We start from the raw sequence: 14,850 nt of genomic DNA on the forward strand, positions 1-14,850 counted from the left end.
TATGGAGCAAGCGAGTCCCAACCTCCTGGCCACTCTGCGGGAGAACCGCCTTCTCGCTATCATCCGGGGAACCAACCCTGATGCCTGCGTCAACACTGCCTTGGCCCTGATCCAGGCGGGGGTAAATGTCCTTGAGGTCTCCCTGACAACCAACGATGCACTCGCGGTGATCAGCCGTATTGCCGAAGCCTCGGAAGGACAGGCGATCATCGGCGCGGGCACCGTCCTTACAGCAGGCCAGGTCCATGACGTCCACGAGGCCGGAGCGAAGTTCATCGTCACGCCGTGTCTGGCCCCCAGCACTCAAGCGGCCGTGGACCTCGGACTTCCCTTACTTGTCGGCGCGCTGACGCCCGCGGAAGTTTACGCGGCAGCCTGCGGTGGAGCCACAGCCGTCAAACTGTTCCCGGCGAGTGTGGGCGGTCCTGCCTACCTGAAGGCGCTGAGGGATCCGTTCCCCGATATCAGCTTTATCCCTGTAGGCGGGGTTGGCAGAGACTCGGTGACGGACTACCTGCGGGCCGGAGCGCTCGCAGTCGGAGCCGGGAGCCCGCTTACCGGGGATGCTCCACGCGGCGGAAGCCTGGCCGAACTCGGAGAACGCGCCCGGGCCTTCATCGGACTCGCACAGGGCGAATCCGGAGAAACCCGGGAGGCCCGGCAGCTGTGGATGTCCTGACCTTCGGCGAGACCATGATCGCCCTGAGGGCCTGCCGATCCCTTGCCCTGAACCCGAACATCACCGCCACCATAGCCGGGGCTGAGTCCAATGTGGCCATCGCCCTGGCCCGCTTGGGCCACAGTGTTCAGTGGGCGGGAAGGGTGGGTGACGACGCCGGCGGGGAGCTGATCCGCCGCACGCTCCGTGCGGAATCCGTCCAGCAGGACTATGTGACCACAGACCCTGACCGGCAGACCGGAATCTTGATCTTTGAGCAGCGGCTGCCGGACTTAACCAAGGTGAGCTACTTCAGGCGGAACTCGGCAGGCTCGATGCTTAGCTTCGCCGATGTGACGCCCGCCCTCGCCGAAGTCCCACGCATTCTGCATATCTCGGGAGTCACCTGTGCCTTGGGCCTTACTGCTGCGGACGCCGTTCAGCAGGCCGCAGCGGCTGCCCATGCGGCTGGGGCCACGGTCACCTTCGACGTGAATTACCGGGCAAAACTCTGGAGCAAGGAGCTGGCCCGGGAAACACTTCGCAGGCTTCTCCCGTTTGTCCACGTCGTCATCGGCTCAGACGACGAGCTGACCCTCCTCTCCGGTGCAGGTGAAGAGCCCTCAGCGGAGCAGCCGGCCACCGGCGACAGTTCAGCAGCAGCCCTCTCCTTGATCAATCAAGGAGTCCCTGAGGTGGTGGTGAAACTGGGCGCAGACGGTGCGCGGTTCCATAACGCTGCAGGAAGCGTTCATTCGCCAGCCAGAACAGTCACCGCCGTAGACAGCATCGGTGCAGGCGATGCTTTCACCGCCGGTTACATCTCCGGACTGCTCACCGCGAGCACTGTGGAGGAACGCCTCTGGCTTGCCAACACTCTCGGAGCTTTCGCAGTAGCCAGTGAGGGTGACTGGGAAGGGCTGCCCACAATGTCCGAACTAGCCTTGTTGGACGCCGGGAACGGCACCGCAATCCGCTGAAAGGCCCCACGCATGACACAAGACCCCGTAGTCCAGCACCCGGACTGGCGTGTCTGTAACCGGATCCCGCTGGAGCTGGGAGAAGGCCCACGCCTGCTGCCCGACGGGCGGGTCGTCGTCGTCGACATCCTGCGGGGGCAGCTGTGGCAAGTGGACCTGAACGACCCCCACCTGACTGTTCTTCTGCAAGAACTCCCCGTTTCGCTGGGAGCCGTCGCCCCTATCGCTGGATCAGACACCAAACTGCTGGCGGCGGCACGGGACGGCTTCGCGATCCTCGACGGCGGCAACGTGTCCTGGCTGGAAGACCAGGTTCTGCCGGCACCGGAACCTGTCCGCATGAATGATGCTGTCTGCGACCCCAGCGGAAGGTTCTGGGCCGGAATCATGGCCCTCGACGCAGCCCCAGGCGCAGGATGCCTCCGTCGGATCAACACCGACGGAACCATCAGCACAGTGCTTACCGGCCTGACCATTCCGAACGGGCCAGCCTTCACCGCCGATGGGTCCTTGATGTATTTGGCGGACAGCGCGGCAGGCACAATCACAAGCTACGAAGTAGACCACCACAGCGGCGACCTCGGAAATCCGCAGGCATTCGCACAGGTCCCGGATGGGAGCCCTGACGGAATGATCGCGGACACGGAAGACCACCTGTGGGTTGCCATCTGGGGCGCAGGACGAATTCACCGTTACAGGCCAGACGGCAGCCTTGACCGCATTCTCCATGTCCCCGCAAAGCAACCGACCAGTGTCTGCTTTGCGGGGGAGGACCTGACCACCCTTGTTGTCACAACCGCCGGTATCGGCCTCCAGAATCCGGGCGCCTTTGACGGGTTGATACTGGCCGCCGACGTCGGAATCGCCGGCCTGCCCACACCCCCGGCGAGGCTTCCCGCTTCCCTGACCGGACTCAGCCGTGCAGGCGCCGGTAGCTCGCAGCCGCAGCAGGATGAAGCGGCACCCCTGCAGTATTGATCAGTGTTTCCGTGCTGAGGAACTGCACGCCGAGACTGGACCGGGGAATGAGTTCCTGTGCATGGCCAACCAGCAGGTCCACGGTTTTTGACACAGTCTGGTCCTCCAGATCGCGGCGGCAGAGGAGCAGGTTCGCCACCCCCAAAGTCCCGATCGCAGGGGTCCCCTCATAACTGTTCTCCGGGATGATGACGCGATCGTAAAAGGCACCGTATTGGTTGCGCATGGCCGGGATGAGGTTTGAGAGGTCAAGGAACCGGAGGCCGAGTTCTCCGTTGGCCGCGGTGATGGCAGCAGTAGGTATTCCCCCTGACCACAGCATGGCATCGACGGAACCGTCCTTGAGTGCAGTCAGCCCGGCGTTGAGGCCCAGGGTCAGCTCTTTCAGCGGCTTGCCCGACGAGCCGCCAAGACCCGCTGCCTGGATAATCCGGTGGGCGGTGAAGGCCGTTCCGGATCCCTTCGCGCCGATGGCTTCCGTCTTGCCGGCAAGATCCATCAGGGTCAGGATGCCGCTGTCCCGCCGCACCACGCAGTGCACATAGTTCTCGTAGACCTTCCCGAGGGCCACTATTCTCCCGGCCTCAGTGTCTCCTTCTTCTGCGGACGACGTCTCTACCGTTGCATCTGCAAGCGCGACGGCGAACGTTGCCTCCCCCGCCAGGAGGCGGGCGATGTTTTCGAGGCTGCCTCCAGTGGTCATGGGGACCGCATTGCGTGCGACGCCGTGGCGCCGCAGTGATTCCGCAAGCAAGGTGGCAAATTCAAGGTAGAAGCCGCCGGGCTCCCCGCCGGCCACCGTCAGATTCTCCGGGCTCTCCGCGGGACGGCAAGCGCCGATGGTCGGAAGGCTCAGCCCTGCCAGCCCCAGGGCCGCCCCGGCCCGGAGCACGGTACGCCGCGACAACTGCAGATTTGCGTGCGGGGGCTGGCTCCCCGCCGGGCTACTCATGGGCTGACCCGTCCATCGGATCCGTCCAGCGGATCCGTCCGTGGGAATTCCAAGCGCCAGGGAAATTCAAGGCTCGCTACCAAGCCACGTGGATCCCCTTGCGATAGCCTCAGGCTCCCACCGTTGGCGCCTGCAAGCCGGGACACGATGGTCATGCCCAGGCCGTTGCCGCGGAGATGCCGGTGCCGGGGAGAGCGCCAGAACCGGCCCAGCGAGGCGGTCCTTTCATCCTCCGAGAGGCCAGGCCCATCGTCGGCTATTTCGATAACCAGCCCCCGGGGGAGGAGACGGACGCGGGCGGTGATTAGTGCGCCGGGGGCATATTTGATGGCGTTGTTGAGAAGCTCGCCCACCATTTCGGCCAATTCCGTGGCATTGCACTTGAGCTCAACAGATGTCTCCGGCGTGTCCAGAACGAGCCGGCAACCGGCCAGTCGAGCCGCATGCCCTGCCCTTTCGACTTCCTCCCGGAGCACCACGCACGGATCAATGAGGGCTTCGAGGTGGGGCGCAGCCTGGCCGATTGTGTTTCTGGCTACCCCTTCAGAGGCCCGGTGTTCAGCCGCCGCTAGTTTCAGGACGCCGTCGAGGATTTCTTCCACTCGTTCCAGCTCGTCCACCACGCCGGTCACCGCTGCCCCCTCCTTGCTGTTCCGCAGATCAAGCTCCAGCAGATCGATCCGCAGCCTGAGGGCTCCCACCGGGTTGCGCAACTGGTGCGAGGTATCGGCAATGAGCTGGCGCTGGGACTCGATGCTTTCCGTGACCGTCTCCGCCATGGTGGTGAAGGAGTGGCTCAGTTCCCGCAGCTCCGGCGGGCCGTCTTCCGGTAGCTGACTGGTTTTCCCCGTGGCGGCGAGTTCCCGTACGGCGGTGTTCAGCCGATGGATCGGGCGCAGTACCCATCCTGTTACCCTGCTGGCCAACAGGAGAAGGACCGCCTCCAATGCTGCCGCTCCGAGTCCGACGGCAAGCCAGCGCTCGCGGAGCTTCTGCCTTGCAGCGTCCTGATTTACTTCTAGGACGGCTTCACCCAAGACCTGATTGGCGCTCCCGAATGATCTCGAGATCACGTCGGAGCCGCTTTCAAAGGGCAGAAGGGGTGGCAGGGTTGTATCGGTCAGGTTCAGGCTTGCACTGGACACGGCATTGCGGACATCCAGGCGGTCCTCATCCAAGGCTCCGGATCGAAGCATCCTGTCCTGGAGCCGGATGATAATGCCCTCGTCGTAGAGCTCGGAATAGCGGTCCATTTCTCTCTGGAGCTTCGTGAAGTCGTCGTCCAGCGCGGTGTCGGAAGCGAGCTGGGCGAAGCGGTTGAGCGACGAGACCCTGTTGATCTGGAGTTCCTGGGTGAGCTCCCTGCTGGCAGACGTCACCAGGGCGTAAGAAACGCCGATCACCATGAGCAATGACAGCAGGCTCAGGACACCAAGCACGCGCAATCTCATGCGGGTTCCGTTTCGATCCGGTACCCCACGCCGCGAACATTGATGATGAAACCCGGTAGATCCAGCTTCGCCCGCAGGCCCGTCAGATGGACGTCGAGGGAACGTGAGGAGGCCATAAAGGCGTCACCCCAGAGGACGTCGAGGATTTGCTCCCTCGTGACGACCGATCCGGCATGTTGGGCCAGCAGGGCGAGGAGGTCAAACTCTGTGGCGGTCAAAGCGAGTACGCGGGGTCCGACGGAGGCGACGCGGCGGTCGAGGTCGACGTCGAGCTCTCCTACCACCAGGATGCGGCTCTGGGTGCCGTTCGTCCACGCGACCCGCCTGGTTACAGCTTCGATTCTGGCCAGCAGCTCCACGAGTTTCACCGGTTTGACCAGATAGTCATCGGCCCCGAGCCGAAGACCCAAAACGACGCTCCGCTCGTCGTCCCGCGCCGTAAGGATCAGAATGGGACAGCGGGTCACCTGGCGGAGCTTCCGCAGGACGTCGAGTCCGTCAAGGTCCGGCAGTCCCAGGTCCAGGAGGATGACGTCGAAGGTCCGGTGGACCAGCAAAGCGTCTGTTCCACGGGAAACCCTGGTTGCCCTGTGCCCGGCTGAGACGACGGCCGCTTCGAGGGCAGACGCCATGGCGTCGTCATCCTCGACGATGAGTAATTCCATGGCCTGGATCCCTTTTCAGCCGGGTGAGCACGTGCAGACCACATCGTAGCGTCCCCGTCACGCAACAGTACGACGGCGGGAGTTCCCGCCGTCGTGCTCTTGCTTTTCCGGGGGTTGAGCAGTTGCCGTGGGTTGAGGCAAGACCCTAGTGGTGGCCCACTTTCGTGGTTCCAAACATGAGGGTCTGGCGGCTGACGTCATAGAAAACGGTATGGGCGGTGGACAGGAGATCCTGGAGGTTGTCGGCGTCGTCGGCTTCGATTGTCAGGACTTCCTCCCAGGCCCCGGCGTCCAGCACAAGCTGGAGCGTCCACGTGCCACGTTTGCCGGCGTCTCCGGCGACCCACGTGAACTGATAATGGCTGACCTGGCGCACCTTGATGCTGTCGTCGGTCACAGGCTGTTTCGGAGTGGGGCTCATGGTTTTTCCTTACCGGCTGCACCCCAGCCGCACAGCCTCTTCGCTGGTCTCTTGCAGGTCCCGATCACCGCCGGCAGCCTCGATTCTGCCCTGCGGCCGGAGCATTAATGTAGCCCCGCTCCCGTGGTCATGTAAATGCCTCGCGGATACCAACAGCCATCAAGGACTCAGCGGGTAGCACGACTTCCCCGTTGTCCATAAGCGGGGAAACGAGCCCTTCATAGTGCCCTTTCATAGCGGCCTGCATTGAGGGGGTCTGGCTGCTCACGATCTTTCCGATTCCTGCCACTCCGCCGGCCGGTCCGGCCCACAGATCCTCCGGAGGGATTCGGAATTCCCAGGACAGGACTCTTGTCCGGACATGGCTCACGCCTGCTTCTGTCAGCAGCTGAGTGAGTCCGTCTCTTGTCCGCTCGAAGTCCTTGTCAGCCGGCAGATGATCCGGTGGCGGCGCAAGCGCCCCGCTCGCTGTGATGACCTCGGCCCAGAGCGCATTCATGGCCGAAGGGGTTGAGGGCCACACTGTCACACCGACGGCCCCGCCAGGAGCGCAGACTCGTGTGAGATCGGTCGCCGCCGAGCGTGGATCGTCTACGTGGTTCACCACGAAATTAGCGGTCACTGCCTGGAAGGTCCCTTGCTCGAATGGAAGATCCGGGACACCCCCTGCGCTGAAGATGGCCCTGGGTACCGTTCGACGTGCGAGGTCGAGCATTTCCGGGTCAGGGTCGACGGCGGTGACTCGTGCGCCGAGTCTGGAAGCCTGGCCCGCGAGGGCGCCAGTACCGCAGCCCACATCCAGCAGGTTTTTGCCGTCGAGGCCGCCGATGGCTTCCCCAACTGCAGCGAGCAGTGGCGTGATGGTTCCTGCGCAGAGATGTGCGAAGCTCCTCGAATAGGGAGCGGCTGTTCCTGACCAGTTTTTGGCGCGGACCCCTTCTGTACGATCAGCCATAAGTTCCTCTCTGCCTTATGCCGCCAGCGTCATTCCACCCCGCCTGATTCCGTCCTGCCTGATTCCGTCCTGCCTTATCCACTCGGGATAAGGATTTCACACCCACCTATGCGGCCGCCGGTTCTTTGTAGCGGGCGCGTTTGAGTGTTTTGGCGCTGTGGAGGAGTGCGCGGCGTTGGTGGTTGATCGGGCGGTGGGCAGCGTGCTGCGGGGCAGCACGTTGGGGCGGGCCGGGTAATGCTGTGCCGGGGAGGGGTGGGGCGGTGGAGTGGTAGGTGTGGCCGGTGGGGGTGTGAAGTTCGGTGGTGTGTCGTGGGCCGGGGGTGGGTTTGGGTGGTCCAGCCGGGGGTTTCTTTGGTGTGGTTGCAGGCTTCGCAGAGGCCTTGGCCGTTGGTTGTGGTGGTGGTGCCGTTGTGGTGCCAGGGGGTGATGTGGTCCAGGTGGCGGATGGGTGCGTCGCAGTAGGGGGTGCGGCAGGTGTGGTCCCGGGCCTGGATGAAGCGGCGAAGGTTTGGTGGGAAGAGCCGGGCGCGGGAGTCCATCGCGATCAGATCGCCGGTGCCGGGGGCGGTGTAGAGCCGGCGTACCCACACGTTCAGGGGCTTGTTTGCGTTGGGGTCGGTTTCCGGGGGAGTGGTCTCCGGAACCTGTCTGGTGTTGAGACTGTTGGGGTTGATGGGGGTGTTGGTGTTGTGGCTGGGCCCCGTCTGCCAGGGGTTGATGGTGTTGTGGGCCCAGTGGGCGGGGATGATGCCGTAGCCGGGCAGGCGTGCGGGTTCGTGGTGGCCGTGGAGGAGGGTGCGGTCTGTCATGACGAGTTGGATTTCGATGCCGGTGATCCCGCCGGGGGTTCCGGTGATCCGTTCGACGAGGGTGTCGGCCATGATCTGCCCGCGGGACCGGGTGTCCGCGACACGGATTTCCTCGCCGGTGTCGGTCGTGGTGTCGGTCGTGGGGCCGGTGCCGGTGGTGTGGAGGGTGTTGGCGTGTTGGGTGAGGGCTGCGTGGACGGCGACTCCTGCGGCGACGGGGAGCAGGGCGGTGAGGTAGGTCATGGTGTCGGGGGCGGGGCGGAGGCTGACGTGCCGGTCGGTGTGGGCGTTGGCGGCGCGGGTGACCAGGGAGCGGGGGTCGATCCGGTAGGCGGCGGTGCGGGCGGCGGCGATGAGGCCGCGGTCCCCGAGGCCGGAGAGCGCGCCGGTGTCTGCGGCGAGTTCTTCATCGGCTGTGCACCGGTCGGCGGCTGTGAGGCAGGCTGTTTCCCTGACCAGGAGGGTGGCGCGCCATTCGTTGAGTTGCCCGGTCTGGAGGGCTGCGAGGGTGTGGGGCATTTCGGTGGCGAGGGCTTTGGCCAGTCCGAGGAGCCGGGAGCCGCGGGCGGGTGACTCGCGCCGGGCCAGGGCGATCTGCGCACCCACGCCCTTCCCGAGCTCGGCCGCGGGTAAACCAGCCTCCCGCTGGGTGCGGCGTTGGTCGGCGTCGAACGCGACGGCGATGCGGGCCTGCAGTGCTGCGGCGGCGGACTTCAGGTCCTCCAGCTCACGCAACTGCCCGATCAGTCCGGCGCCATCACTGCAGGGACGGACACATGCCAGGGCCGACAGCACGTCCCCCACAGAGACGCCGCCCACGGCGGCTCCGCGGCTGCCCGCTAAAGCGAGTCCCGCCGTCGACCCCTGAATTTCCCCCATGGATAGAGTCTTCCAGCGACCACCGACAATTAAGCCGAACTTCGACGCCTAGGATCGCGGTAGCTCAACACCCGGCACTTCAAGACCCGTGGCAAGCTCGGAGGACGGCGTCAGCCTCCAACGACCGCTGGCGGCTTCATGGCTGATGACCGTGGATGGCCCGCCGTTTCCTGCCGCATCCATGGCCTTGAGCAAGGCGTCAAGCATCTGGCGCGCGTGTTCCATTCTTTCGGCCAAGGTTCCCTGAAGGTCGCTGTCATCAATGAGGGGGTGGGCCTTGCCACCCGCGACTACCTTCACTGAATATCCCATTTCCTCGTGGAGGGACCCACGGGAACAACCAATTTCAGTGACCTTATCTGCCCGAACCAAGCCGTTGCTGATGGTGCGGAGCCACACATCACCCATTGCTCATCCTTTGGTCTAGCTACCAAACGGGACTCATCCCCAAGCACACCGTAGCCCCGAAAGTCCTGCCACCGCATCCCCGGCGCAAAAAGCATTCCTGCGTTCCTTCCGGGTGAAGTCTGGGAGAACAAACCAGGATGACGACGCCGGAACTTTCCGACGTCGCTATCTTGCGTATAAATTGTGCAAATTGAGCTCAATTAGTTTGGTAGAAGATGATCTCATTTTGGCAATTTGCTTCCTGAGATTTGAGTTTTCATTGCAAGAATCAGGCGAAATGTGTGTCCAAAAAGACCTATAGGGATGAATTCATGCGTGTTGGGGCAAATTGCCATGTGGAATTATGCGTGAAGGCCGCGATCCCTGTATTTGATGCTTAGGGGCGGGCGCTACCGGGCAGCGGGCAATTCGATAATTACCGTACTGGTTCCGGCGCACAATGAGGCTGCTGGAATCGGGGAGACCATAAAATCCCTGACAGGCCAGACCTGCGTCCCTCACAGGGTAATTGTTATAGCAGACAACTGTACTGACGACACAGAGGCGATCGCCTTGGCTCACGGAGCGGAAGTGATCAGGACTGTGGGAAACACTGACAAAAAAGCCGGTGCCCTCAACTTTGCGCTTGCGGGCGTCCTTCCGGATTTGGCACCGGACGACCTTATCCTGGTGCAGGACGCGGACTCACAGCTTTCCCCTGACTTCATCGAAAGGGCCGTCGGACACCTGTTCGCGGATCCTTTCCTCGGCGCAGTGGGCGGGGTGTTCAGCGGTGCAACCGGCGGTGGGTTTGTCGGTCATCTGCAGCGCAACGAATACGCCAGGTACGCACGGGACGTCAGGCGGCTCAACGGGAAATGCCTCGTTGTCACTGGCACGGCGGCGCTATTCCGGGTGCTGACCCTCGAACACGTTGTGGAGGCGAGGTTGGATGGGACTCTCCCTCCGGGCAATGGCCGGGGTGGGGTGTACGACACCACCGTGCTCACCGAGGACAACGAACTCTCCTTCGCGTTGCTCACGCTTGGCTACCGGATTAAGTCGCCGGCCGACTGCACCCTGGTCACGGAGATCATGCCTTCCTGGCGCGAACTCTGGGGGCAACGGCTTCGGTGGAAGCGGGGAGCAGTGGAGAACTGCGTCCAGTATGGCTGGACTAAGGTCACGCGGCCGTATTGGGGGCGGCAACTCCTGGCCATGGCCGGCGTACTGGTGACCCTTATTTACTTTGGCACGGTCGCGTTTGCACTGGGCACGGGATCCGGGTTGCACCTGCACCCCTTCTGGCTCGCCGTGACCGGTGTCTTCGTGATCGAACGTGTAGTAACAGTGCGGCTCAGGGGATGGAAATACATGCTTGCCGCCGCAACGATGTACGAACTCGTAATCGACCTGTTTCTGCAGGTAGTCCACTCGAAGGCCTATTTAGATGCAGCCCTGAACAACAAGAAAGCTTGGTAGAGAAATGTATAACAACATAGCGGCCCCCGCAGCAGCAGGAGTAGGCGCCGGAACACTGGCATTGACCGGCGCCGGAGATATCCTGTGGCTTGGTCTGGCAGCATTTGCCCTGGTTGCCCTGGGTGCGGCGATCAAGCGCATTGTTCCTGTGAAAGCCAAATCAGACGCTGTCTAGTCAGCAATTCCCGCAGGAGTGCCCGGGGCGGCCCCTCAATGCCGTTCCGCCCCGGGATTTCCTGTTAAGTCTGGATGCTCACGATATTTGAGCAGCCAGCTGTATCGCAGAGTTGGTAAGTAGTAGTAACACTGCCTTTGAACTTGTTGATGTAACTCCCGGTGTTCGGCACGGCTTTCCTGACACCGTTTACCAGGAGCGTGACGCCGGTTCCTGTGGCCCCGGTCCATCGCACCGTGGTGTTGTTGACACCTTTGACCTTGGCGTTCACGGCAGTCAAAGTGATGGCCGAGACCGGAAGGGGTGTCACTGCTGCAGGTGTGAACGAGAAGTCCCGAATGACCACCGACTCCGGTTTGACGTGGGCAGGATCGCCTCCACCGCCGCCCGTCACCCACAGGTTGAAGTGGATTTGTTCCTCGGCAGGCTTCGGGACCGTACTTCCTTCGAGAATGGTCCGTTTCAACAACGGCCCCGCATATCCCTCGCCGGCGTAGGTTTCAAAGGTCAGCTTGCCAGGCTCCCAGATCATTTTGTGCGTGAGGACGGGATCGCTGGTGACATCAAAAACCACAGTGTTGTTGCCTTGGCCGGGCGGCTTGCTTGCGTCGAACCAGTAGCCGTGGCCTTGGGTTACAGGCCAGGATTCGCCGTAGCTTGCTCCGCCTCCCCAGGCAGAAGCTTCGCAAAGGTCAATCTCGTTGTAGCCCGGCGCAGCAAGGGGATCGTAAGTGAACAGGCACCCCCACACGACCTCCTTTTGGAGAAGGCTCACGTTCTTTTCCACGGTGGTGCTGTATGTTCCGTAGCCGAAGCCTTTACGTGTGGACTGGAATTCCGCGCCCACCGGGTCGGCGCCAGTCGGATTCGTCAGGCTCATGGTGATGTGGCCGTTGACGTCGGGATTGCTGACGTTGTTGGCACTGAACAGTTTGTTGTACTGCGGGGCGCCGCCCCAGAATCTCTTCTCCCAGTTGAAGCCCTTCCAGGCGAAGCTTCCTGCTGGCCCGGGGTCCGAAGACAGTGGGGTTGTGTCCGCCGCTTGGGAAGAACTCACGGCGGTAAGCAAAGTAAGGCCGGAGACCATGACCACGGCCAACGGTCTGACAACTCGCGAAGATCTGAGACCGGACAAACGGGACCTAAAAAATGACGACATGCACGCCCCCTATTGCGTTGGTGCTCCCCCGAGCAGCCTCGTGCCCCCAGCGAGCACAAGACGATCATCAATCAATTAAGTCAGAAAACGCAATAGCAAATACATATATTGAGATGCGGCAATTTAGCTCAAGAGTTGCACAAGTTTTACCAACAACTCAAGAACTACTCAAGATTGGATTGGATCGGACAAGAAAGTCATTATCATGTGTAGGCTCATTTCTGCACCCCAGCGATCCCGACAACGGAATTCCGGTCCCTTAGCGATCTTTGCACCGACAAAGGATGAAGCGCCCGACGGCGCTGCACGGTGGAGCAACAGGCTTATCTAACCTGGGATCGTAAATTCCGTGCGGCTCACGCGCCCGGAAACTCTGAGGCCAGAATTTATTCGTGATTTGTTGGAATCAAAAGGCTGGGAGCAAGAGTGGTAAATCGCGGCGTTGCTGTGGTTGTGGAGGACGACGACGACATCCGGGAGTCGCTGAGGGATATCCTCCGGCAATCAGGATTTACCGTCCACACAACCGCATCCGGAACCGAAGGCGTGGAAGCGGTCCGGAAGCACAACCCGGTTCTCATCACTATGGACCTGGGCCTTCCCGACTTCGACGGGATCGAGGCATCACGGCGGATCCGGACGTTCAGCTACGCCTACCTCATCATGGTGACGGGAAGAGTGGACGAAGCCGATGCATTGATGGGATTTGGGGCCGGCGCTGACGACTATCTCACCAAGCCCTTCCGTCCGCGCGAGCTTCGGGCCCGTATCGCAGCGATGCTCCGGCGGCCACGGTGGTCCATCATGGAGCCGGCCGTTATGGAGCCTGCGCCCATGGACCGCCACGCAACGGAACCTGCGTTGCCCGAACCTTCCCTGCTGCAACCTGCCGTGGCACCAGTTGTCCTGGAGACGGAAGCGAGGCTGCCCGCCGTCGGGCATTCCTTTGGGGCGGAGGAGGCGGATGAGTTCCGCGACCTGGAGCACCGCGGGTTGAGTATTAATGAGGGCACTCGGACGGCAACGATTGATGGCAAGAAGGTAGAGCTGACACGGACCCAGTTCAATCTGCTGTTGGTGCTTATGGAAAACGGGCGCCGTGTTCAGAGTAAGGAGGAACTGGTCCGGAGGCTCCGCAACGATCCCTTCGGCTCGGGTTCGTACGTCAGCACAGCCGAGGAGCGCGTCATCGAGGTGCACATGGGAAACCTCAGGAACCGTCTCGGTGATGATCCTAAGGCGCCCAAATGGGTGGAAACCGTCCGCGGAGTCGGTTACCGGCTGGCTCCCTAGGGCTGGAGGTGCAGGTCCGGTGTCAGGAAGGTGCTGATCCGGTCCAGCACGCTGTCTTCGCGCAGCGGCCGGTTGTGCCCCAACCCGTGCGTGACCACCAGGGTGGTGGAGGCGGGGTGGGCAGCGACCAGGGCGTGTGCCTGGTCCAGCCCGATCATCGTATCGGCGTCGTCGTGGATCACCAGCCACGGAACTTCGACGGGGAGCGCGGCCGTGGCCGAGAGACTTGTCCAGATATCAGTGGTCCCGCGGAAGAGCCGGCGTTCCGTGCGGCGCCGCACGGCGAGCACGCTTGAGCCGCTAAGCCCGAGCTTGCGTGCGAAGCTCTGCAAAAGATACTCGAAGTCAGCAGCGCCGTTCACAGTGACGAGCCGCTCCGCGTGTACCCCTCCCCGAATAGCGAGAGCTGCGCCTGGCGTCCCGAACGAATGCGCGACGATGGCCTCGAACCCGTCGTGCTGGCGGCCAAGCTCGGCAATGATGGCAGCATAGTCGCGAACGTCGGTCCGCAGACCGCTGGATTCACCGTGCGCAGGGGCATCAAAGGCCACGATCGTGCGTCCTGCCCCACGCAACTCACGCACAAGGGGAGCAAATGCAGACGCACGACTTTGCCAGCCGTGGACCAGCAGCACCGCGCGGGGCCCGGTTCCCCAGCGATAGACAGCTACGCGCCGCCCGCGCACGCGGATGGTGGATCGTCTGGCGTGCTCCATGACATACCGCTCGGCTTCATGGACAGGCTTCCGCTTTCCGGGCCGGACCCAAAGGCTGTAGGCAGTCTCAGCCGCGAGCGGCGGGGCGACAGACTCCAGCAGGTGCAGGGCATGAATCGCTGGCGGGATAGTGGGCGTTTGAGTCGTCATAGTGCTAATATATACACACGATCGTTCGTATTGTCTAGGGGATCTGAATGCCAAACACAGCTTTTACCTCCGACGGCCGCCGACAGCGCGGTGATGAGTCCCGTCGCGCCATTCTGCGCGTAGCCGTCGACCAGGCGTCGCTGAGCGGACTCGATGGGCTCACGATCGGCGGGCTGGCAAGCGAGCTCGGCGTCAGCAAGAGCAATGTCGCGACGCTGTTCGGTTCGAAGCTGGACCTGCAACTCGCGACGATTGAAGCCGCGCGGACAGTATTCATTGAGAAGGTCATCAGCCCGGCGCTTGCCAGACCTCGCGGACTCCGGAGACTGATTGGCCTTGTTGAGCTGTGGCTCGACTACTCGGAGGGCCGTGTGTTCGCGGGCGGATGCTTTTTCCGTGCCGTCGGGGCCGACGCTTCGGCAAAGGACGACGCCGCCCGTGAGCTTCTCGCTCGGATCGATGAGGAATGGCTGGCGTTCGTCACCCGGGCAGTGCGCGAAGCTGAGCCGGAATTGCCCGGCTTAGCCAGCCGGACCAACGCCGCGGAAGTGCTCGCGTTCGAGATCGCCGCGATGCTGGATGCAGCGAACATGACCTCCCTGTTGCACCGCACATCGCGCGGATACTCGCTCGCACGCAGCGGGATCCGGGACCGGCTCATCGCGCTGGGTGCCCCGACGGACATCGGGCTCACCGGATCCAGCCGCAACCTAACTACTGAACAGTGACATTCACTG

The 14,850-nt window shown here is 62.6% G+C and carries 16 protein-coding genes; 7 read left to right on the forward strand and 9 right to left on the reverse strand.

Annotation, left to right across the window (positions count from 1 at the left end; genetic code table 11):
- The first annotated feature begins 1 nt into the window (after position 1).
- Genes MU551_RS03830 through MU551_RS03840 form a run of 3 tightly spaced genes read left to right on the forward strand, consistent with a single transcriptional unit; the run spans position 2 to position 2,616 of the window.
- Positions 2-679, forward strand: coding sequence for a bifunctional 4-hydroxy-2-oxoglutarate aldolase/2-dehydro-3-deoxy-phosphogluconate aldolase (locus tag MU551_RS03830; protein WP_247040826.1), 678 nt, complete (start codon positions 2-4; stop codon positions 677-679).
- On the forward strand, positions 667-1,638 hold the full coding sequence (locus tag MU551_RS03835) for a sugar kinase (protein ID WP_247040827.1): 972 nt from the start codon (positions 667-669) through the stop codon (positions 1,636-1,638). The genes MU551_RS03830 and MU551_RS03835 overlap by 13 nt, the downstream gene beginning before the upstream one ends.
- A 12-nt stretch (positions 1,639-1,650) precedes the next feature.
- Positions 1,651-2,616, forward strand: coding sequence for an SMP-30/gluconolactonase/LRE family protein (locus MU551_RS03840; protein WP_247040828.1), 966 nt, complete (start codon positions 1,651-1,653; stop codon positions 2,614-2,616).
- Here the strand turns inward: MU551_RS03840 and MU551_RS03845 are convergent.
- The 7 genes from MU551_RS03845 to MU551_RS03875 all read right to left on the reverse strand — a co-directional run bounded on the left by MU551_RS03845 (position 2,552) and on the right by MU551_RS03875 (position 9,159).
- On the reverse strand, positions 2,552-3,568 hold the full coding sequence (locus tag MU551_RS03845) for a TAXI family TRAP transporter solute-binding subunit (protein WP_247040829.1): 1,017 nt from the start codon (positions 3,566-3,568) through the stop codon (positions 2,552-2,554). The genes MU551_RS03840 and MU551_RS03845 overlap by 65 nt on opposite strands.
- Positions 3,565-5,019, reverse strand: a complete 1,455-nt coding sequence (locus MU551_RS03850) for a HAMP domain-containing sensor histidine kinase (RefSeq protein WP_247040830.1) — start codon at positions 5,017-5,019, stop codon at positions 3,565-3,567. The genes MU551_RS03845 and MU551_RS03850 overlap by 4 nt, the downstream gene beginning before the upstream one ends.
- The gene (locus tag MU551_RS03855) at positions 5,016-5,684 is read right to left on the reverse strand and encodes a response regulator transcription factor (protein WP_247040831.1); all 669 of its coding nucleotides are present in this window, start codon (positions 5,682-5,684) and stop codon (positions 5,016-5,018) included. The genes MU551_RS03850 and MU551_RS03855 overlap by 4 nt, the downstream gene beginning before the upstream one ends.
- A gap of 145 nt (positions 5,685-5,829) precedes the next feature.
- Complete coding sequence (locus MU551_RS03860) at positions 5,830-6,105, reverse strand: hypothetical protein (protein WP_247040832.1); 276 nt, start codon at positions 6,103-6,105, stop codon at positions 5,830-5,832.
- Between the two features lie 127 nt (positions 6,106-6,232).
- On the reverse strand, positions 6,233-7,060 hold the full coding sequence (locus MU551_RS03865) for a class I SAM-dependent methyltransferase (protein ID WP_247040833.1): 828 nt from the start codon (positions 7,058-7,060) through the stop codon (positions 6,233-6,235).
- Between the two features lie 74 nt (positions 7,061-7,134).
- A complete protein-coding gene (locus MU551_RS03870; RefSeq protein WP_372489784.1) occupies positions 7,135-8,751 on the reverse strand; it encodes an HNH endonuclease in 1,617 nt (538 codons plus the stop codon).
- Between the two features lie 48 nt (positions 8,752-8,799).
- Complete coding sequence (locus MU551_RS03875; protein ID WP_247040834.1) at positions 8,800-9,159, reverse strand: hypothetical protein; 360 nt, start codon at positions 9,157-9,159, stop codon at positions 8,800-8,802.
- Between the two features lie 372 nt (positions 9,160-9,531).
- Between MU551_RS03875 and MU551_RS03880 the strand changes: the two genes are divergently transcribed.
- Positions 9,532-10,620: a glycosyltransferase family 2 protein gene (locus MU551_RS03880; protein ID WP_247040835.1), complete on the forward strand. Its 1,089-nt coding sequence runs from the start codon at positions 9,532-9,534 to the stop codon at positions 10,618-10,620.
- A 4-nt stretch (positions 10,621-10,624) separates the two neighbouring features.
- Entirely contained in the window at positions 10,625-10,795 is a 171-nt protein-coding gene (locus MU551_RS03885) for a hypothetical protein (protein ID WP_247040836.1), read from the forward strand.
- Positions 10,796-10,859: 64 nt separating this feature from the next.
- Here the strand turns inward: MU551_RS03885 and MU551_RS03890 are convergent, their stop codons facing one another.
- Positions 10,860-11,852 carry a LamG domain-containing protein gene (locus MU551_RS03890; protein WP_247040837.1) on the reverse strand — a complete coding sequence of 331 codons (993 nt, stop codon included), beginning with the start codon at positions 11,850-11,852 and terminating at the stop codon, positions 10,860-10,862.
- Between the two features lie 528 nt (positions 11,853-12,380).
- Here MU551_RS03890 and MU551_RS03895 point away from each other — a divergent pair.
- Entirely contained in the window at positions 12,381-13,247 is an 867-nt protein-coding gene (locus tag MU551_RS03895; RefSeq protein ID WP_247040838.1) for a response regulator transcription factor, read from the forward strand.
- Here the strand turns inward: MU551_RS03895 and MU551_RS03900 are convergent.
- A complete protein-coding gene (locus tag MU551_RS03900) occupies positions 13,244-14,113 on the reverse strand; it encodes an alpha/beta fold hydrolase (protein WP_247040839.1) in 870 nt (289 codons plus the stop codon). The two genes, MU551_RS03895 and MU551_RS03900, sit on opposite strands and share 4 nt — an antisense overlap.
- A gap of 47 nt (positions 14,114-14,160) precedes the next feature.
- Between MU551_RS03900 and MU551_RS03905 the strand changes: the two genes are divergently transcribed.
- Positions 14,161-14,841, forward strand: a complete 681-nt coding sequence (locus MU551_RS03905) for a TetR/AcrR family transcriptional regulator (RefSeq protein WP_247040840.1) — start codon at positions 14,161-14,163, stop codon at positions 14,839-14,841.
- Positions 14,842-14,850: the final 9 nt, after the last annotated feature.

The organism is Arthrobacter rhizosphaerae, from assembly GCF_023062595.1.
Taxonomy (GTDB): Bacteria; Actinomycetota; Actinomycetes; order Actinomycetales; family Micrococcaceae; genus Arthrobacter; species Arthrobacter rhizosphaerae.